Genomic DNA, 21090 nt, shown 5'->3' on the forward strand with positions numbered 1-21090 from the left:
GAATTCTTGATTACATCAAAAACTTAAAGTATTTTAACAATAACCGTTAATTTTCTTTACTGAACCAACATTTTTTTGTTAATTGGCAGTCTGAAAACTTGGGGTACATATTTTATGATTTAAAAAAGTGAAGAGATTGTAGTTTGTACGCAAGTTTAAACAATTTAAAAATTTGTATTTTTATCACGTTAACTATTTAAATTAATTATAACAAAATGAAAAAAGCAGTAAATGCCCTTACACTTACGGGAATCATGTTCTTTGGGGCTATTCAGTCAACTTTCGCACAAGAAGTAGTTGAAAAAACTTTCCACCAAGAATTAAAACAACGTTTTATCGAGGGAGATCCTAAATTCATGGGGATTGTTTTAGTTACTTTAATATTAGGTTTAGCTATAGCAATAGAAAGAATCATCTATTTAAACATGGCAACAACAAATACTAAGAAATTAGTAGCTAAAGTTGATGACGCTTTAAGTTCTGGTGGTGTAGAGGCTGCTAAAGAAGTATGTAGAAACACTAAAGGACCTGTTGCTTCAATCTTTTATCAAGGTTTAGAAAGAGCAGACGAAGGATTAGATGCTGCTGAGAAAGCTGTAGTAGGTTACGGTGGAGTACAAATGGGATTATTAGAGAAGAACATTTCTTGGTTATCTTTATTTATCGCATTAGCACCGATGCTTGGGTTCATGGGAACGGTTATTGGTATGATCGACGCCTTTGATAAAATTGCAGTTGCAAATGATATCTCTCCAGCGGTAGTAGCAGGTGGTATTAAAATTGCACTTTTAACTACAGTATTTGGATTAGTAGTAGCAATTATCTTACAAATTTTCTATAACTATATCGTATCTAAAGTAGATAGTATAGTAAATAACATGGAAGACGCATCAATTTCTTTAATTGATTTGTTAGCTAAGTATAAAAAATAATAAAAGTTAGCAAATGAATAATAAAATATTAACACTATTAGTAGCTGTCATTTCAGTTGTAGGCTTCGGTCTTTTTATCAACGTAATGATTACAGATTCTGAAGACAAAATTGCAATGTCTGATGCATCTAGTCCTATAGTTACTTTCGGTATAATCATGTTTATCGCTACTGCAGCAATTGCAGTGATAGCATCTATATTAGGAGTAGCTAAAAATCCAAAAGCACTTAAAAAAACTTTATTAGGTTTAGTAGTTCTTGGAGTTATATTATTAGTTTCGTCTTTAGTTTCTGATTCTAGTCAAGTTTTAGATGCTAACAAAGAAATAATAGCAGCAGAAGGAAGTTCTGTTTCAAAATTAACAAGTACAGGTATTTGGTCTAGCCTTATTTTATTAGTGGCTGGAGGAGCATTCTTTGTATTTGATTTATTCAAAGGATTAGTTAAATAATAAAGTATGGCAAGAAGAGAAAACCCAGAAATTAATGCAGGTTCGATGGCAGATATAGCCTTCTTGCTACTTATCTTTTTTCTTGTAACAACAACTATGGATGTAGATTCAGGTATTTCTAAGAAATTAGCTGAAAAACCTCCAAAGGATTACGATCCACCAAAAATTAAAGAGAAAAATATCTTTCAAATAAGTATCAATAGAAATAATGATTTATTTGTTGATGGTGACGTACTAGAGTTAAAAGATTTGAAGAGCGCTGCACTTAAATTTATCGACAACGGTGGAGGTATAGGAAACCCAATGCCGGGTACTGATAAGGGAACAGAGTGTGACTATTGTGAAGGTGATAGAAATCCAGATTCTTCTGATCACCCTAACAAGGCCATTATATCAATTGAAAGTGACAGAGCTGCCGATTATGGTACTTATGTGACTATTCAAAATGAATTGTTAAGTGCTTATGCTGAGTTAAGAAATAAATTATGCCAAAGAAGATTTGGTATTTCATTCACTGAGCTAGAAGAAGCATATAAGAAAACTGGTCGTAAAGATGAGGAGTTAAAAAAGAAGCTAGAAAATATAAAATCTAGTTATCCTCAAATTATTACTGACTTAGATTCTGATGATAGTAATTAAATTATAAAACATTGAATTATGTCTAAATTTAAAAAGAAAAAATCAGGTCAACAAGCCATATCAACAGCCTCTTTACCAGACATTGTATTTATGTTATTATTCTTCTTCATGGTAACTACAGTAATGCGTGAAACTGATCTTAAAGTAGATAGTCCACGTTTACCTAGTGCAACTGAAGTAAAGAAATTAGAGCATAAAAGTTTAGTAAGTACTATCTACGTAGGTAGAGCTAAGGATAAAGAAAAATGGGGTTCTAAATACAATAGAATTCAATTGAATGATAAAATAGCTACACCAGATGATATACCAGCATTTATCTTAAATGAACGTCAGCAAGTATCTGATAAAGAGATACCATTTATGACGACTTCTATAAAGGCAGATAAAGAATCAAACGTAGGAACTTTAACTGATATTCGTTTACAGTTAAGAGAGGTAAATGCACTTAAATTGAGTTTATCAACTCAAAAAGGAAGTAGCATTAAACAATAAGAAATATTATTTCTAAATAGTTAAAGAAGAGCAATAGTTTTATTGCTCTTTTTTATTTTTATAAAGTAAATTTTAATTTATGTTGAAACGTCTTTTTTGTTTAGTATTTATTATTACTTGTAATATTTTGTTTTCGCAAGCTGATTCATTGAAGTTAGGAGACAAATATTTAGAAGATCAACTGTATTTAGGGGTAAGTTATGATATCATGTTAAATCAGCCTAAAGGAACAAGTAGTACAGGTTTTTCTTATAGTTTGTCTTTTGGCTATATCAGAGATATTCCATTAAATAGAAAGGGTAATTTTGCTATCGGAGTAGGAGCAGGTTATGGTTTTAATTCTTTCAATCACGGAATACAAGTTCTAGATGATAGCACCATTCAACTAGCTGTAGATATTTCTTCAAATAAATTAGTATTACATAATTTGGAATTTCCAATTCAGTTCAGATGGAGAACTTCTGATGCAATTACATATTCCTTTTGGAGAATTTATTCAGGAGTAAAAATGACATATAACTTAAACAATAGTTTTAACTATGTAGAAAACGGAAATTCATTTGAATTTGCTAATATTCCTATATACAATAATTTTCAAACAGGTTTAGAGCTATCAGCAGGTTACGGAACCTTTAATTTTTACATGTATTATGGTTTAACTCCAGTGTATAAAAATGTAGTTATAAACAATACAAGTGTAAATTCTAATATCATTAAGTTTGGACTCATTTTTTATCTCTTATAGTTATAGTGTGTAATAAACTATAAGTTGACAGCTAAAACCTATAAAAAAGCCCAAATAAACTTCTTTAGGAGTGTGTGCTTTAAGATCTAACCTAGCAGTAGCTAAAAGACCAGCTAAAAGCATAAAAATGACTATTAAAGGAAGTAAAGAAATATTATATATTAATTGTAAAGTCACAAAAAAACCTAAAGCACTTCCCGCCGATAACAAATGTAAACTTGTTTTTATGTTTAAAAAGAAAATAAAGTAAACTGCAATTAAACCTAATAGAGTTCCATAAAAAAGAAAAGATAAATCATTTACAATAGTATATTGTTGGAAGAACTTTCCTAGAAACAAAAAAATACAAGTCATTAAGAATAATGGTACTTTACGCTCTTTGATACTTGGAACTTCAAAAGACTTTATTCTTCCCGTTAATTTCAGAAAAATTAATAATAGCATCGGGAATAAATACGTAGTAATGAAAACAGTAATGAAGAGATATAACTGTTCTCTAATTGTAATATGATTTGGTGTTATTATGAAATAGGTAAGTATACCTATAGTTGGCATAACTACAGGATGCAAAATTGTTGATAAAACTTTTTGCCAACTCATTAAATTTCTTTTCTTAAACGTGCTACAGGAATATCTAGTTGTTCTCTGTATTTAGCCACTGTTCTTCGAGCTATAGGATATCCTTTTTCTTTAAGTATTTTAGAAAGTTTTTCGTCTGTTAAAGGTTTACGTTTATCTTCTTCAGCAATAACATTTTCTAAAATCTTTTTGATCTCTCTTGTAGAAACATCTTCTCCTTGATCATTTTTCATAGACTCAGAGAAAAAATCTTTAATCAACTTTGTTCCGTAAGGAGTAGATACATATTTACTGTTTGCAACCCTAGATACCGTAGAAACATCCATGTTAATTTGATCTGCAATATCTTTAAGAATCATTGGTTTTAACTTACGTTCATCTCCTGTTAGAAAATAATCATATTGATAATGCATGATAGAGTTCATTGTTACCAATAAAGTCTGCTGGCGTTGTTTAATTGCATCTATAAACCATTTGGCAGCATCTAACTTTTGTTTTATGAATAAAACAGCATCTTTCTGAGACTTACTTTTGTCTTTAGAACTCTGATATCCTTTCAACATTTCATTATACTCTCTTGAAACATGAAGTTCTGGAGCATTTCTTGAATTTAAAGTCAGTTCTAATTGTCCATCTATAATTCTAATGGTAAAATCAGGAACAATTTGTTCAGCTATTTTATTGTTTCCAGCGTATGAACTACCAGGTTTTGGATTTAATTTAGAAATTTCACCAATAACTTCTTTTAATTCTTCTTCAGAAACATTGAATTTATCTAAAAGTTTTTTATAATGTTTCTTTACAAAATGATCAAAAGCATTTTCTAATACACTTATAGCTAAAGCTCTACTTTTAGTCTCGCTTTTAGCTTTTAACTGAATAATTAAACATTCTTTTAAATCCCTAGCACCAACACCAATTGGATCTAATTTTTGGACAACGTTTGTAAGTACTTTTTCTACTAATTCTTCTGTTGTAAATACATTTTGTGTAAAAGCCAAGTCATCGACTAAATCGATAATTTCTCTTCTTATATATCCACTATCATCTATACTTCCAACTAAAAACTCAGCAATAGCTTTTTCTTCTTCATTTATACGGAATGTATTTAATTGATTTTTTAAAGACTGATGAAAAGTTGTTCCAGCAGCATAAGGAACTTGTTTTTCTTCATCGTCAGCAGAATAATTATTACTTTGAGTTTTATAACTCGGATATTCATCATCACTTAAATATTCGTCAATATTTATATCCTCAGCATCAATCTTTTCATTGCCAGTATCATCATATTCACTTTCATTACTTAAGCTATCATCAAAATTATCAGCTTCTTCTTTTCCAGTATCTAATGCAGGATTTTCTTCAATTTCCTGTTTTAAACGTTCTTCAAACGCTTGTGTCGGTAATTGAATCAACTTCATCAACTGTATTTGTTGAGGAGATAATTTTTGTAATAATTTTTGATGTAAACTTTGCTTTAACATAATTACAAATATATGAATTCAAAGAAAAAGAAAATCGCCATTCTTAGCGAAGAATGACGATGATCTTGTTAATATATCACTGTAGAATTAAAATTCTGCATTTTGTGGTGTTCTAGGGAAAGGAATAACGTCTCTAATGTTACTCATACCAGTTGTAAATAACACTAAACGTTCAAAACCTAAACCGAAACCAGAGTGTACTGCTGTACCAAATTTTCTAGTATCTAAATACCACCATAACTCTTCTTCAGGAATATCTAAAGCAGCCATTTTTTCTTTTAATACATCTAAACGCTCTTCTCTTTGAGCTCCACCAACCATTTCTCCAATACCAGGGAATAAAACATCCATAGCTCTTACTGTTTTACCATCGTCATTTAAACGCATGTAGAATGCTTTAATTTTCGCTGGATAATCGAATAAGATTACAGGACATTTAAAGTGCTTTTCTACTAAATAACGCTCGTGTTCTGATTGTAAATCTGCTCCCCACTCGTTGATTGGAAATTGGAATTTCTTCTTTTTGTTAGGCTTAGAATTACGTAAAATATCGATAGCTTCTGTATAAGAAACACGCTTAAAGTTATTATCTACAACAAACTTTAACTTTTCAATTAAAGACATTTCGCTTCTTTCAGCTTGTGGCTTTGTTTTTTCTTCTTGTAAAAGTCTGTTTTCTAAGAACTCTAAATCATCTTTACAGTTATCTAAAACATATTGTAAAACATACTTAATAAAATCTTCAGATAAATCCATGTTTGCATCTAAATCGTAGAATGCAACTTCAGGTTCTATCATCCAAAATTCTGCTAGGTGTCTAGTTGTATTAGAATTTTCAGCTCTAAATGTTGGTCCGAATGTATATACTTTACCTAATCCCATTGCATAGGTTTCAGCTTCTAACTGCCCAGATACGGTTAAGTTCGTTTGCTTACCAAAGAAATCTTGGCCATAGTCCACTTCTCCTTCTTCGTTTAATGGTGCTTTATTTGGTTCAAAGTTGGTTACCTTAAACATCTCACCAGCTCCTTCAGCATCAGAACCTGTAATAATAGGTGTATTTACATAATAAAATCCGTTTTGCTGAAAGTATTGATGTACAGCAAAAGAAAGTGCAGAACGCACACGCATTACAGCACTAAATGTATTGGTACGAACTCTTAAGTGAGCATTTTTTCTTAAAAATTCAAATCCATGTTTTCTAGGTTGAATAGGATATTCATCAGGATTCGAATCTCCTAAAATCTCTAAATTGTTTACTTGAACTTCAACTGATTGACCTTTACCCTGGCTCTCTACTAAAGTTCCTTTTATTGCAACAGCAGCACCAGTAGTAATTCTTTTTAATAAAGCTTCATCAGTATTTTCAAAATCAACAACACATTGAATATTCTTAATTGTAGAACCATCGTTTAATGCAATAAAACGATTACTTCTGAAGGTTCTTACCCAACCTTTCACACATACTTCTTGTAAAAACTGATCTGAACTTAAAAGCTCTTTTACACTACTTGTTGTCATTATAAATAGGTTAACAAATTTCAGCGACAAATATAATTTATTAGATAGAAATTACAATAATGTTTATAAACTACTTACAGAAATAAGTGGATTTATAGCAGAACTTTCAAACTTTTTAATATTGAATTTACGGAATGAGATATTTATTTATCATTTCTTATCGAAATCGAAAATATATCATGATTATTTGATAATAATTTCATAATATTGGGGCATATAATGTATAGAGATAAACTTCATATGTTTATCTGATCAATTTAAAACAAAGGTTCTCTTAATTGAGGGCCTTTTGTTTTTTTAAAACACCTACTTATAGGTATTTACTTCTAGAATTTGTGAATGTAGTTTTGATGGATTAAAGAACATATACATGAAAACAAAACTACTTTTATTACTTTCTCTTGTGGTGTTTTGGGGAGCACAAGGACAGGTGTCACAAGCAGAGAGAGAAGCGTTAATAGCATTATATAATGCTACTGACGGTGACAATTGGACGAATAATACGAATTGGGATACGGATCCTAATTCTAATTCGGATGTTTCAACTTGGCATGGTGTGTCTATTTTAAGAAATGGATTAGGCGAAGTCAGGGTTAGCAGAGTAGATTTATTCAATAATAATTTAACAGGAACTTTACCCGATTTAAGTGGGTTAATAAGTACTACTATTATTCGTTTAGAAATGAATAATATTTCAGGAGAATTGGATCTATCTAAACTTCCTTCTGTGATACAATATTTGTATTTATTTGACAATAATCTTACAGGTCAAATTCCTGATTTTTCTGGATCAAATATGGTTCAATTAAGATTGGATAATAATAATTTACAAGGAAATTTATCTGAAGCAATGTTTCCAACATCTTTAGATATGCTCACATTATCTGAAAATAACTTTTCAGGAGAATTGGATTTAAGTTCATTTAATAACCTTACTTCTGTAGCGATCAGTGATACAGGTATTAGTTATTTACAAATCCCTGCTAGTGTAAACGGAAATAATCAAGGAGCTTTAAGAATTAAAAACACGCCGAAACTTGCCTATGTTGAAGTAAATTCCGGAATAACAAATTTTTATAATTTAAGAAACTCGTATTTTGATATTGGAGTTAGAATAGTTTCAAGTACTACAAATGTAGATCGATCAGTACGACCTGTTGTTTCAGAAAGGGAAGCTATTCCACGTTTTTTTATTGGAAGTGGATTAGATATTAGATATAGTAATACAATTAGAAATGGTTCTAATGATAAAGAGTGGATTGAAACAGAAGAGATAAATGGTGAATTAAGAATTACAGGTGTTTTTATTGCTGATAGAACTTTGTTTAACAATGAAGTGCCTTCTCAAGTAAATGCGCTTTCAGCATTGAAACAATTAAATTTAACTGGTTGTAGTCTACAAAGATTACCTCCAGAAATAGGCGATTTACCAGAGTTGCAAATATTAAATCTATCACAAAACTCACTAGCTAGTTTACCTGTAGAATTTGGAAGTTTGCCAAAACTTGAAAATTTAGTTTTGACTTCAAATTTGTTAACAAGTTTACCAGAAGAGTTTTATAATTTAAGTACATTAAAAAACTTATCAATTCATTTTAATCAAATTCCTACATTATCAGATAGTTTAGGAAATTTAACAGCTTTAGAACAATTTAATTTTAGTTCTAATTCTATAGATGAAATTCCTAGTTCGGTTGGTAATCTGGTTAATATGAAAACTATACAGTTTCAAAATAATAGAATTACATTATTACCGCCAGAATTAGGAAACTTAAGATTATTAACTTCTATAACAGGTTCTAATAATCAAATAGCTAGTATACCTTCAGAATTTGGTCAATTAACATTACTTAAGTTGTTAGATTTATCTTCTAACAGTATCTCAAATACTCCAGCAGAGTTTTCAAATCTAACCGAGTTAGAAACGCTATATTTAAATAATAACGATTTACAAGTAATAGCTGGTTTAGGAGGTTTCACTAAATTGAAATTTCTACGATTACACAATAACAGATTAGGAGAAGATAATGCAATTTTCGATACTAAACTTCCAAGTAATATAGGTGATTTATCATTGCTTCAAGAGTTAACACTTCATGATAACAAGCTTACAGAATTACCTAATACAATTGGTAGTTTAACATTGTTAACAGAATTACCATTACAAAATAACAGATTAGGCAGTTTACCTTCTGGAATTGGAAGTTTAAATGGACTTAAAAAATTACAATTACAGAATAATCAATTAACGGGATTACCTGTAGAAATTGGAAATTTATCTGCTTTAGAGGAATTAAATATTACAAATCAAACAAGTTTTAATACTGAAACTATTTATCATCTTACTAGTTTACCAACTACGATAACAAACTTAACAAGTTTAAAAAGGTTTGAAGCAAGTTCAAATCGTATTGAAGGCGATATAGATTTAAGTAATAGTATTACTTTAAATAATTTGCAGCTCTTTGATAATCGTATAAGTGGATTAAAATTAGGAACAGGTCCATTTTCTACTCAAGTAACTTTTAATCCGAATTTAAGTTGTATTGAAGTGCCTTCAGATCAGGTTGCTAGTTGGAAATCGACTTCCCTAAATACAGTTAGTACAGATAATGGTGTAGATTTTAGTGATAATTGTTCAGGATTTAGAGTACCACAATTAGAGCGTGAAGCTTTAATTGCATTTTATAATGCTACTGGCGGAGGAACAAATTGGAATGGTCAGTTTTGGAATACAGATCCCAATAGTTTGAGTAATGTTGGTGCATGGGGAGGTGTTACAACAGCTATAGTTAACGGACAAAAACATGTTGTAAAATTAGAAGTAAGGAATTCTGGTTTAAATGGTTTTATACCTTCTGAAATTAAAAACTTAACTGAATTAGTAGAATTAAATTTAGGAATATTTAATGGTAGAGGAAATTTAACTGAAGTAAAACCAGAAATAGGAGAGTTAACAAAATTAGAACGATTAGATTTAACAGGCCATAAGTTATCAACCTTACCTACAGAAATAGGAACCTTATCAAGTTTAGTTTATTTAGAGTTATCAAACAATTCATTAACAAGTTTACCTTCTGGAATAGGAAGTTTAAATGCTTTAGAAGAATTAAGAATAACCAGTCAAAATAATACAACAACAGGTGAAAAAACATTAGCTTCATTACCAAATGAAATAGGAGGATTAACAAGTTTAAAAAAGCTATCTCTTCAAGGAAATAGATTAACTTCAATTCCTAATACTATAAATGGATTAACAGCTTTAGAGGATTTAAATTTGGGAGATAATTCTGGAAATGGGAATGAATTATCAACTTTGCCTTCTACTATTGGTGCTTTATTAAATTTAAAAACGTTAAATATAGCCTACAATAGATTAAATAGTTTACCAGATGAAATAGGGAATTTATCAAGTTTAGAAAGTTTATATCTATCTAATCAAGTTACTTTTGACGGAGGAACAACGTATTATTTAACAAGTTTACCAGTTACATTAAATAACTTATCTAATTTAAAAACATTTCATGCTTCTTCTAATAGAATTGAAGGCGATATTGATTTAAGTAACATTATTACTTTAACAGATTTACAACTTTTTGATAATCGAATTTCTGGTTTAAAATTGGGGAAAGCTCCATTTTTCTCTCAATTATCAAGCAATCCGAATTTAACTTGTATAGAAGTTCCTACCAGTCAAGTTAGTAATTGGGAAACTTCAGCATCAACTACAGGTTCAGTTACTGTAGATAATGGAGTTGCTTTTAGTGATAATTGTACAGGATTCAGAGTGCCGCAATTAGAACGTGAAGCTTTAATTGCTTTTTACAATGCTACAGGTGGAGGAACAGATTGGACAGGACAGTTTTGGGATACAGATCCAAATAGTTTAAGTAATGTTGGTGCATGGAACGGTGTTACAACAGCTATTGTAAATGGACAAAAACATATTGTAAAAATAGATCTTTCTAATAGAAGATTAAATGGTTTCATTCCTTCAGAAATTAAAAACTTAACTGAATTAGTAGAATTAAACTTAGGAGTGTTTAATGGTAGAGGTAATTTAATAGAAATAAAACCAGAAATTGGAGAGCTAATAAAATTAGAACGACTAGATTTAACAGGACATAAGTTAACAGCTTTACCAACAGAAATAGGGAGTTTGTCAAGTTTAATTTATTTAGATCTTTCAAACAATTCATTAACGAGTTTGCCAGCTGGAATTGGTGATTTTGCTGCATTAGAAGAGTTAAGAATAACTAGTCAAAATAATGTAAGTACTAGAGAAAAAACCTTAACTATTTTGCCTGATGAGATAGGTAATATTACAAGCTTAAAACAATTATATCTACAAGATAATAAATTAACATCACTGCCAAATACTATTGATGGATTAATAGCTTTAGAACAGTTATATTTAGGAGACGGCTCTGGTAGAGGTAATGAGTTATCGAGTTTACCTGCTACAATTGGGAATCTAAACGCTCTTAAAATTCTAGATATCGAGTACAATAGACTAATAAGTTTGCCCGAAGAAATTGGTGATTTATCTAACTTAGAAAATCTTAGTATTGCAAATCAAGTTACTTTTGATGGAGGGACAACGTATTACTTAACAAGTTTACCGTCATCAATAAATAATTTATCAAGTTTAAAAAATTTTAATGCTTCAGCTAATAGAATTGAAGGAGATATTGATTTAAGTAATATTTCTACATTGAGTTTTCTTCAGTTTACAGATAATAGAATAAGTGGATTGAAATTAGGTGTAGGACCTTTTTCAGTTCATTTAACTAGTAATCCGAATTTAAGTTGTATCGAAGTCCCTGCTTCAGAAGTTAGTAATTGGGAAGCTTCTCCAGGTGGTGTAGTAAGTATAGATAATGGAGTTGCTTTTAGTGACAATTGTACAGGATTCAGAGTACCGCAATTAGAACGTGAAGCTTTAATTGCTTTTTACAATGCTACAGGTGGAGGAACAGATTGGACAGGACAGTTTTGGAATACAGATCCTAGTAGTATTAGTAATGTTGGTGCTTGGGGTGGTGTTACAACAGCTATAGTTAACGGACAAAAACATGTTGTAAAACTTGAGATTTTAAATAGAAATTTGAATGGGTTTATTCCTTCAGAAATTAAAAACTTAACTGAATTACAAGAAATCAATTTATCAAGTACAGCTGCAGGAAGATCTAATTTAACTGAGATTAAACCAGAAATAGGAGAACTTAAAAAACTAGAGCGATTAGATTTATCAGCTCAAGGTTTAACAATTTTACCAGATGAAATAGGGGATTTATCGAGTTTGTTGCGTTTAAATTTAAATTCAAATTCTTTAATCACTTTACCATCAGGTATTGGAAATTTAGCAAGTTTAGAAGAATTATATATTAATAATCAAATAGAAACGAGTTCTAATGAACGTTCGTTTACTTCATTACCAAGTAATTTAGGAAATATTTCTACCTTAAAAAGATTAGAATTAAGAACGAATAAACTAACTAGTATACCAACATCTATTGGAAATCTTTCAAATTTAGAGTTCCTAATTTTAGAAGATAACCTATTAACAGAATTACCAACTATAATTAATAGCTTGGCAAATTTAAAAGAGTTAATAGCAGGGATGAATAGAATTTCTGGAGATATTAATTTAAATAACTTAACGGTTTTAAATAATTTAAAATTAGAATATAACAATATTAGTAATCTAAAATTAAATGTTTCTCCAACTTCTTTTGGAACTTCTAATTTTGGTAGATTTTCTTTATTAAGAAATGCTTGTGGTTGTGTGGAAGTACCAAGTGACGAATTAGTGTCTTGGCAATTATCAGAGTTTAATGAGCAAAATGGAATTCTAGATAATGGTGTTGTATATTCAGATAATTGTAGTGGTGTTACCAACAATAGTATTATAGATGTAGAGAGAGAAGCTTTAATAGCATTATTTAATGCAACAGATGGAAATAATTGGAGAAACGATTTAACAAGTTCATATAACGGAGTACTTTGGAATTCAGATATAACTCAAAAAGTAAATGTTGGTGCTTGGTTTGGTGTTACTACAGCTATGATAAACGGACAAAAACATGTAACTAAAATAGAGCTAAACTCTAATTTACTTGAGGGAGAATTGCCAATTGAAATTAGAAATTTAAGTCAATTAAAAATATTTAAAATATCAAATAATACAATTTCATTAATTCCAGCTGAAATAGGAGAATTAATAAATTTAGAACAGCTAACTTTAAGTAGTCAGTTTGATATAATTACAAGTCAGAAAACATTAAGTGCGCTTCCTACAGAAGTAAATAATTTAAGTTTATTAAAGCATTTAGATATTCAAGGAAATGCAATTGAAGGAAATTTGGACTTTTCTAATCTAGTAAATCTAACATCATTGCATGTAAGTTCTAATGAAATTACAGGGCTTAAAATTGGTATTTCTCCACAGGTTTTCGATAATCAATTTGATTTTGATGGAGGTTTTTCAAGATCGTTCAGTTTTTCTAACGCCTATTTAAATTGTATAGCTGTTCCTCAAACTACAGTTTCAGATTGGGGAAATTCAACATTTGCTCAAAGAAATCCAAATATTGTTTGGGGACAAGATTGTACTGCTTACAACAATGTTCCGAATGAAGAAATAAATGCTTTAGTTGATATGTATAATGCTTTAGGTGGTGGAAGTTGGACAAACAATGAAAACTGGACCGGAGTTTTGAATAGAGCAATCATGAACTCACCTTTTAATACAACCAAATGGCAAGGAATAACTACAGAAATTGTAAATGGAGGTAAACATATTACTAGAATTAATTTAAGTAGTAATAATCTTACAGGAACTTTACCAGAAAGTTTAGGTAGTTTATCGGAATTAAAATATTTAGATTTAAATACAAATAATTTAGAAAATAACTTGCCATCAAGTTTAAATCAACTGACTAAATTAGAGACTCTTTTAGTTTCTTCGAATAATTTAAAAGGAACTATTCCTGACTTAACTAATATCACTTCATTAAATAATTTTTACATTGATAATAATAACTTCCAGTTTGGTGATTTTGAAAATGAGTTTTCAACTTATAGCACATTTGTTCAGTTTTTATACCAAACACAAGCCAATGTTAGTGAAGATGAAACAGTAGAGTTGACTGATGCAGATTATCGATTAGAAGCTCAAGTATCAGGAAATAATAATGTATATCAGTGGTATAAAAATGGATCGCCAATCACAGGAGCGAATGAAGCTAGTTACGATATTTTGAATCCTTCTTCTGCTGATGATGGAACTTATTATTGTCAAATTACAAACACTGTTGTTACAGGATTAACCTTAAGAACAGGAACAGTTACAGCTACATTTGATAGTACTTTAAGTATAGAGAATGAAGCGTTGAAGAACTTTATTGTTTTATATCCAAACCCAACGAATGGTATTGTAAATATTGATGTTTCAAATAATATTAATATAGAAAGAATAGATGTTTTCTCTATAACAGGAGTAAAAGTAAAGTCTATTGATAAGGTAACAGAGAAATTGAACATTCAAGATTTACCATCGGGAGTGTATATGATAAATATTCAATCAACTCAAGGAAGAATAGTAAAACGATTGATTAAAAAATAAAGGATTTTAGTTTAGATAATTTGTATAATTTGGATTGAGAAACAAAAACGCACACTTTTAAAGAAATGTGCGTTTTTAATTTTTATGTCTAATTTTTTATATCATTTCTTCTCCTTAGGCGGGAAAATTTTAAAGTTCGTTTCTTTTAATACTTTCTGATTTGCAATTTTTCGTTCAAAAGAAAGTAATAAAGAAGGCAACAATAATAAGTTAGAAACCATAGCTAGTAATAACGTTACAGAAACTAAACCACCTAAAGCAATTGTTCCTCCAAAACTAGAAATAGTAAACACTAAGAATCCAAAGAATAAAACAATAGAAGTATAAAACATACTTACACCAGTTTCTTTAAGAGCGGCATAAACTGCAGGTTTTATCTTCCAGTTGTTTGCTAGCAATTCTTGTCGGTATTTTGCCAAGAAATGTATCGTGTCATCTACAGAAATACCAAAAGCAATACTAAAAACAAGAATTGTTGATGGTTTTATAGGAATATCGAAGAACCCCATCAATCCAGCAGTAATTAACAATGGAAGCATATTTGGAATTAACGATATTAAAATCATTTGAGGAGATCTAAACATCCAAGCCATAAAAATTGAAATCAATAAAATAGCTAACGATAAAGAAATTACTAGGTTTTTAATTAGGTAATTAGTTCCTTTTAAGAAAACTAAAGCTTTACCAGTCATAGAAACACTAAACTTGTCTCCTTTAAATTGTTTTTGAATCACAGCATTTAATCGATCTTGAATGATATCCATTTTATCAGTTCCAATATCTTTCATAAATGTTGTAATACGCGCATATCTACCAGTACTATCTACAAAGTTTTTTAACATCCCAGAATTGCTATTGGAATTCTTTGTATATGCAAAAATATAACTCTTTTCTTGACTAGTTGGTAATTGATAATACTTCGGATTTCCGTTATAGTATGCCTGTTTAGAATATTTTACTAGGTTGTTTACCGAGATAGGTTTAGAAAGTTCAGGGAAAGTTTCAATAGTTTCATTTAGCTTTTCCATTTTTTTCAATGTAGAAAGTTTCATAACACCTTTTTCTTTCTTCGTATCAATAAGAATTTCTAATGGCATTATACCTCCAAATTCACTTTCAAAGAATTTAATGTCTTTATAAAACTGTTTTCCTTTAGGCATATCTTCTATCAAACTACCAGAAACTCGTATTTGATATAAACCTATCATACTTAAAATGATAACTACAACAGTTGTTATATAAATATAAATTCGTTGTTTTCTTACCATTCTTTCCATCCAGTCTACTACATTTTCCATCCATCTTTTTTCTAAGTGATTTAAATGCTTTTTCTGCGGAAGAGGCATAAAACTATATAGAATAGGAATAATTAATAGCGCTAAAATGAAAATACTAATGATATTTATTGAAGCTAAAATTCCGAATTCACGAAGTAATTTACTTTTTACAAATACAAAAGTTGCGAATCCAGAAGCGGTTGTAATATTTGTCATTAGCGTGGCATTTCCAATTTTAGAAATTACACGTTGTAATGATTTTGCTTGATTACCATGTTTTTTTACTTCTTGCTGGTATTTATTAATTAAGAATACTGCGTTAGGAACTCCAATAACGATAATTAATGGCGGAATTAAAGCTGTTAAAACAGTCAATTCATAACGTAATAAACCAATAAAACCATACGCCCACATCACACCAATTATAACTACTAATAAGGTGATAAACGTAGCTCTAAACGATCGAAAGAAGAAAAAGAATATGATTGCCGTAATAAACAATGCACCTAAAACAAATATTCCCATTTCTTCGGAAATATTCTTAGAGTTTAAAGTTCGAATGTATGGCATCCCAGATACTTTAACATCCAAATCGTTTTCAGCTTTAAATTTTTCTATAGCTGGAATTAGGGTTTCTTCAATAAACTGAGCACGTTCAGGTTTATTTACAATATCTTTTTTTAGATAAATGGCTGTTTGAATTGTTCCTTCGTTATTGAATAAAATATTTTCATAAAAAGGAAGTTTTTCAAAAAGTTGAATTTTAATTTGATCTACTTCTTCTTGTTTCGTAGGCTCTTTTTCAAACAAAGGATCAACAACAAACTTTCTTTTTTTACGATCAGCTTTTAGTTTCTTAATATCTGAGATAGAAACTGTGAATTCTACTTCTGGAGCACTATCTAATTCACGAGCTAATTTATTCCAAGAATTGAATTTATCTAAAGAATAAAAAGTACTGTCTTTAATTCCTAGAATGATTAGGTTTCCTTCTTCACCAAAAATATCTAAGAATTTGTTATACTGGATATTCGCTTCGTGATTTTCAGGAAGAAGATTGGCTTCAGTATAAGAAAAACGAACGTATTTGGACTGGGTAAGTAAAAGTGCAGTGATAATAACTATAGTAGTTAACACTAGGTAGCGATTTCGTAAAATAAATCCTGCGATCTTAGTCCAAAAAGTCATCTAAAAAAATTTGTGCAAAGGTAAATATTAAAAAGATAAGAAAAATAAAAAAAGAGTGTTTTAAAACACTCTTTTTTTAAATATTTTGAGAAAAACTATACAGTCATAATTTCTTTCTCTTTAACAGCTAGTTTTTCGTCAATTTGTTTAACGTAGCTATCTGTTAAAGTTTGTACATCAGCTTCAGCATTTTTCTTCATATCGTCAGAAGCATCCACTTTTTTTATTTCATTGTTAGCATCTTTACGTGCGTTACGTACTCCAACTTTTGCATTTTCAGCTTCTGCCTTAGCTTGTTTAGCTAAATCTCTACGACGCTCTTCAGTTAGTGGTGGTACATTAATAATAATATTTTCACCATTGTTCATAGGATTAAAACCTAAGTTAGCTATCATAATAGCTTTTTCAATCTCTTGTAACATGTTTTTTTCCCATGGTTGAATTGAGATTGTTCTTGCATCTGGCGTATTCACATTTGCTACTTGACCTAATGGAGTTTGAGATCCATAATAATCAACTTGTACATTCGCTAACATTGCAGGAGATGCTTTTCCTGCTCTAATGCTTCTTAATTCTTTCTCTAAATGAGAAATAGCATTAACCATAGCTTCTTTAGTACTATCTAAAATAAAATCTATTTCTTCAGTCATCTCTTTATAATTTAATTAACTCGTATAAATACGGTTTATTTATGATCAACTATTGTTCCAATTGGTTCTCCAGAAACTAATTTAATTAAATTTCCTTGTTTATTCATATCAAAAACAATAATTGGTAATTTGTTTTCTTCACTAAGAGTAAAAGCAGTCATGTCCATTACTTTTAATCCTTTTTCTATTACGTCTTTAAAAGTAATAGTTTCAAATTTAATAGCATCTTTATTTTTTTCAGGATCATCGTTGTAAATTCCGTCAACACGAGTTCCTTTTAAAATTGCATCTGCATCAATTTCAATAGCTCTTAAAACTGCAGCAGTATCAGTAGTGAAATAAGGATTACCAGTTCCAGCTCCAAATATTACAACTCTACCTTTTTCTAAATGTCTTATGGCTTTTCTTTTGATGTAAGGTTCTGCTACTTCTTTAATTTCTAAAGCAGTTTGCATTCTGGTATAAACACCTTCATCTTCTAAAGCACTTTGTAAAGCTAATCCATTAATACAAGTTGCTAGCATTCCCATATGATCACCCTGAACTCTGTCCATTCCATTAGCAGCACCAGAAACACCTCTAAAAATATTTCCTCCTCCAATTACAATGGCAACTTCTACACCTTTTTCAACGACTTGTTTTATTTCTAAGGCGTATTCTTTTAATCTTTTAGGGTCAATTCCATAGTCGCGTTCTCCCATTAGGGCTTCTCCGCTTAATTTTAGAAGTATTCGTTTGTATTGCATAGTTCTGTTGAAAGTTGTGCAAATATACAAATATTAGAAAACAAAAAAACCTCGCTAATCGCGAGGTTTAATTTAGTTTTTCCAAAATCTAAAAGAGTCCAAACTATTGTTTATTTTGTTTAACCAGAAGCTTATATCGTTTGCAAAATCAGCTTCGATGGATCTACCTAAAATATAAATTGTAAAAAGTACATAAATAAGTAATAACAGTATTGCACTTAAAATATTCATTTTTCTATTAGAAATGTATATGATAAAAGCAATAAACGTAGATATAAATAATAGAATTCTTAATTCAGAAATATTTATTACGGTCTCTTGATTCATTTCAATTGGTCCATATATCAATGTAAATATGAATAAAGGAAAACCTAATGCAAAGCAAACATCGAAAATATTACTTCCTAAAGCATTTGAAACAGCATCATCATAATTCCCTTTTTTAGCATCTTTCATAGATAATATTGTATCTGGGACACTCGTAGCAGCACTTGCTAAGATAACAGCTACAAAATATATTGGAATATTTAAGGAATCACCTAACCATTCACATGATTTAACTAACAACAGACAAGCAGAACCTATTATTAACATAGAAAATAAAAGTAAAGACCATGCTTTTTTATTATTGATTGAATCTTTAATAAAAACAGGTTCTAAATTAAGTGTTAATAAATTAAATAGAAAGCCTTTTTCATCATCGTCTTCCTCTTCCTCTTCTTCCTCTTCATTTTCATCTTCTTCATTTGATTTCATTGATATTAGCATATATGAAGCATAACCAACATATAATAACATTAAAATTAAACCGTGTGTCCAGTTTAATGAATTTCCTCCTAAGATAAAGATAAGAACAAGTTCACAGATTAGTAGTGATATTCCATCTCTTAATAATACTTTTTTAGATATTTCAACATAAGAAGTAACTCTTTTTAAAATTACTACAAGTATAACAACAGCAGGAATAATCATACCGTTGAAAATTGCACTACCGGCTGTTGTGCCTATTCCTCCAGCAAAACCATCTCTATCTTTTAAAACAAAAAGAAAAAATAATGTAGTAAACAATTCAGGCATAGATGAGCCTATAGCGTTTATTGTAGCTCCACGTACACCTTCACTAAGGTTTCTTCCAAGGTATTCAGAAGCAGCTTCGAATCCATCACTTGCTCTCCAAATTATAATACAACAAGTAATAATAAGTAATATTGATACTAACATAGTTTTTTTAGTTTTATTGGTTTGTTATTTTAATTTGTGCCATTCTTCCATAGTTTTCATTAGAGAGCAGTATTTTATTTCCATTTTCTAATTCAAGCATTTGGCCAATTGGTATTTTTTTATCGTTTGTTAAATCAGTTAAATCTTGGATAGCTTCATTAACGAACAACCATTTGTTATTATGAAATACAAAATATCCAAGTCTTTTTTTATCTATTGAGTTAAGTTTTTCATTTCTAATTATGTTTCTATTTACATGCCATTTATGAAGTGTTGTGTTATTACCAATAACTAGTTTTTGGTTTTCAGGTTTCCAATCATCTGGTTTAAATTCATAAAAGAATTCTAAAACAGGAATTGTATTGTTGTATTTTGTGTTACAAAAAGGGCATTTGTTATCTGTGGTTTCATTATGAATAAACCATTGTTGTTCACATGATTGATTGCTACATTTTAATTTTAAATCATCTGTTTTTATTAATGCTTGTTCCCAACTTTCAGCTAAAGGTCTTTCTCTAGGGTTATGTAATCCCTTGATAAACGCTTGTTCAAATAGTTCCTTAAGATAAGGTCCAGCTATTGTATAAGGAGTTTTATTTAAATCTGTCCATGGAGAAAAATTAATCATGTTATCCCCATATTCTCTTTTAAAGTTTCGATTACTACTATTTGTGGGGTGTTCAACAAATAAAGCCTCAGATCCCATTAATAAATCCTCTTCTTCATCAGATTCAATTGCTCCGAAATAGTTACCACCTCTTAAAGGGTGCCTATAAAAAAGATACATATAAATTAGAACTGCTAAAGCATGTAAATCAGTATATCTATTTGGTAAGTTCCTGTTAAGGTCCTTAGCGTCGAGATGTTTTGTGGCTATTACTTCAGGGGCAATAAAATCTGCTGTTCCAATTACCTCAGGAGGATATAAGCCAGGAACTACAAGTCCATCAATATCAATAATTGAAGCTGTCTTGGTAACCGGATCTATTAGGACATTTTTATAAGATAAATCAGAGTGAGCTAAACCACCTGCATGCATTCTTTTCACACCTCTTGCTATATTTACTCCTATTTGAAAGTAACTTAACCAATTTCCAAGTTCAGATTTATCTAACTTTAATTTTGAAGTTTTTGATCTAAACTTTGCACTAGCAAACCATTTTCCTTCTTTCTCTTTTCCTATTAAAATAGGGATAGTTTCATATCCTTTTTTGAAAAAGAAATTATCAGGGTAGCAAGGAACAATAATTCCTATTTTGTCTCCTACTTGAACAACATCTGTAGGCCAAGAATAAAGTTTTTGATAATAATCACCACCTTCTCTATTAAAAAAATTTTCGTAGTAAGTTGTGACAATTTTTTTTAATCGTTCAATAGAGTTGTTGTCTTGTTTATCTCTGTATATGGCAACAACATATGATTTTGTAGGACTAAAATATACATCTTTCATACCGCCTCTCATAGGCTCACCATTATCTACATATTGGTATTTCTTTGATGCATTAATAATAGAAGTGACTGTTATTGTATTCATTTGT

General features: G+C 30.0%; 14 protein-coding genes. 6 read left to right on the forward strand and 8 right to left on the reverse strand.

From position 1 onward, the window contains the following. The first annotated feature begins 215 nt into the window (after positions 1-215). The 5 genes from Q1A46_RS12160 (at position 216) to Q1A46_RS12180 (ending at position 3259) form a co-directional block, all read left to right on the forward strand. Positions 216-932 (forward strand): MotA/TolQ/ExbB proton channel family protein, encoded by a 717-nt coding sequence (locus Q1A46_RS12160; RefSeq protein ID WP_299678806.1) that lies wholly within the window; start codon positions 216-218, stop codon positions 930-932. A 13-nt stretch (positions 933-945) separates the two neighbouring features. Then, entirely contained in the window at positions 946-1383 is a 438-nt protein-coding gene (locus Q1A46_RS12165) for a hypothetical protein (protein ID WP_299678810.1), read from the forward strand. Between the two features lie 6 nt (positions 1384-1389). After that, positions 1390-2022, forward strand: a complete 633-nt coding sequence (locus tag Q1A46_RS12170) for a biopolymer transporter ExbD (protein ID WP_299678813.1) — start codon at positions 1390-1392, stop codon at positions 2020-2022. An 18-nt stretch (positions 2023-2040) separates the two neighbouring features. Then, positions 2041-2514 (forward strand): biopolymer transporter ExbD, encoded by a 474-nt coding sequence (locus Q1A46_RS12175; protein WP_299678816.1) that lies wholly within the window; start codon positions 2041-2043, stop codon positions 2512-2514. A 79-nt stretch (positions 2515-2593) separates the two neighbouring features. Then, positions 2594-3259 (forward strand): porin family protein, encoded by a 666-nt coding sequence (locus Q1A46_RS12180; RefSeq protein WP_299678819.1) that lies wholly within the window; start codon positions 2594-2596, stop codon positions 3257-3259. On the opposite strand, the gene Q1A46_RS12185 is transcribed toward Q1A46_RS12180, so the two are convergent. The 3 genes from Q1A46_RS12185 to asnS form a co-directional block, all read right to left on the reverse strand. Continuing rightward, positions 3260-3859, reverse strand: a complete 600-nt coding sequence (locus tag Q1A46_RS12185; RefSeq protein WP_299678822.1) for a hypothetical protein — start codon at positions 3857-3859, stop codon at positions 3260-3262. It lies immediately after the preceding gene. After that, positions 3859-5322 (reverse strand): RNA polymerase factor sigma-54, encoded by a 1464-nt coding sequence (gene rpoN / locus Q1A46_RS12190; protein WP_299678825.1) that lies wholly within the window; start codon positions 5320-5322, stop codon positions 3859-3861. Before rpoN ends, Q1A46_RS12185 begins: the two co-directional genes overlap by 1 nt. An 87-nt stretch (positions 5323-5409) precedes the next feature. Beyond that, entirely contained in the window at positions 5410-6843 is a 1434-nt protein-coding gene (gene asnS, locus Q1A46_RS12195; RefSeq protein ID WP_299678828.1) for an asparagine--tRNA ligase, read from the reverse strand. A 370-nt stretch (positions 6844-7213) separates the two neighbouring features. On the opposite strand from asnS, the gene Q1A46_RS12200 reads away from it, so the two are divergent. Further along, positions 7214-14470 (forward strand): leucine-rich repeat domain-containing protein, encoded by a 7257-nt coding sequence (locus Q1A46_RS12200; protein WP_299678832.1) that lies wholly within the window; start codon positions 7214-7216, stop codon positions 14468-14470. Positions 14471-14571: 101 nt separating this feature from the next. On the opposite strand, the gene Q1A46_RS12205 is transcribed toward Q1A46_RS12200, so the two are convergent. The 5 genes from Q1A46_RS12205 to Q1A46_RS12225 form a co-directional block, all read right to left on the reverse strand. Further along, entirely contained in the window at positions 14572-16935 is a 2364-nt protein-coding gene (locus Q1A46_RS12205) for an RND family transporter (protein WP_299678835.1), read from the reverse strand. Positions 16936-17030: 95 nt separating this feature from the next. Then, positions 17031-17585, reverse strand: coding sequence for a ribosome recycling factor (gene frr, locus Q1A46_RS12210; protein WP_299678838.1), 555 nt, complete (start codon positions 17583-17585; stop codon positions 17031-17033). 35 nt (positions 17586-17620) lie between these two features. Beyond that, positions 17621-18331, reverse strand: coding sequence for a UMP kinase (gene pyrH, locus Q1A46_RS12215; protein ID WP_299678841.1), 711 nt, complete (start codon positions 18329-18331; stop codon positions 17621-17623). Between the two features lie 72 nt (positions 18332-18403). Continuing rightward, a complete protein-coding gene (locus Q1A46_RS12220; RefSeq protein WP_299678844.1) occupies positions 18404-19552 on the reverse strand; it encodes a sodium:calcium antiporter in 1149 nt (382 codons plus the stop codon). A 13-nt stretch (positions 19553-19565) separates the two neighbouring features. After that, on the reverse strand, positions 19566-21086 hold the full coding sequence (locus Q1A46_RS12225; RefSeq protein ID WP_299678847.1) for a helix-hairpin-helix domain-containing protein: 1521 nt from the start codon (positions 21084-21086) through the stop codon (positions 19566-19568). Positions 21087-21090: the final 4 nt, after the last annotated feature.

It is taken from the genome of uncultured Tenacibaculum sp., assembly GCF_947502995.1.
Lineage (GTDB): Bacteria > Bacteroidota > Bacteroidia > Flavobacteriales > Flavobacteriaceae > Polaribacter.

Excerpts from the sequence above, each read along its gene's own strand:
- pyrH (WP_299678841.1), bottom strand. The coding sequence starts at position 18,331 with ATGCAATACAAACGAATACTTCTAAAATTAAGCGGAGAAGCCCTAATG.
- rpoN (WP_299678825.1), bottom strand. The coding sequence starts at position 5,322 with ATGTTAAAGCAAAGTTTACATCAAAAATTATTACAAAAATTATCTCCT.
- asnS (WP_299678828.1), bottom strand. The coding sequence starts at position 6,843 with ATGACAACAAGTAGTGTAAAAGAGCTTTTAAGTTCAGATCAGTTTTTA.
- Q1A46_RS12175 (WP_299678816.1), top strand. The coding sequence starts at position 2,041 with ATGTCTAAATTTAAAAAGAAAAAATCAGGTCAACAAGCCATATCAACA.
- Q1A46_RS12165 (WP_299678810.1), top strand. The coding sequence starts at position 946 with ATGAATAATAAAATATTAACACTATTAGTAGCTGTCATTTCAGTTGTA.
- Q1A46_RS12220 (WP_299678844.1), bottom strand. The coding sequence starts at position 19,552 with ATGTTAGTATCAATATTACTTATTATTACTTGTTGTATTATAATTTGG.
- Q1A46_RS12160 (WP_299678806.1), top strand. The coding sequence starts at position 216 with ATGAAAAAAGCAGTAAATGCCCTTACACTTACGGGAATCATGTTCTTT.
- Q1A46_RS12225 (WP_299678847.1), bottom strand. The coding sequence starts at position 21,086 with ATGAATACAATAACAGTCACTTCTATTATTAATGCATCAAAGAAATAC.
- Q1A46_RS12170 (WP_299678813.1), top strand. The coding sequence starts at position 1,390 with ATGGCAAGAAGAGAAAACCCAGAAATTAATGCAGGTTCGATGGCAGAT.
- Q1A46_RS12200 (WP_299678832.1), top strand. The coding sequence starts at position 7,214 with ATGAAAACAAAACTACTTTTATTACTTTCTCTTGTGGTGTTTTGGGGA.
- frr (WP_299678838.1), bottom strand. The coding sequence starts at position 17,585 with ATGACTGAAGAAATAGATTTTATTTTAGATAGTACTAAAGAAGCTATG.
- Q1A46_RS12205 (WP_299678835.1), bottom strand. The coding sequence starts at position 16,935 with ATGACTTTTTGGACTAAGATCGCAGGATTTATTTTACGAAATCGCTAC.
- Q1A46_RS12180 (WP_299678819.1), top strand. The coding sequence starts at position 2,594 with ATGTTGAAACGTCTTTTTTGTTTAGTATTTATTATTACTTGTAATATT.
- Q1A46_RS12185 (WP_299678822.1), bottom strand. The coding sequence starts at position 3,859 with ATGAGTTGGCAAAAAGTTTTATCAACAATTTTGCATCCTGTAGTTATG.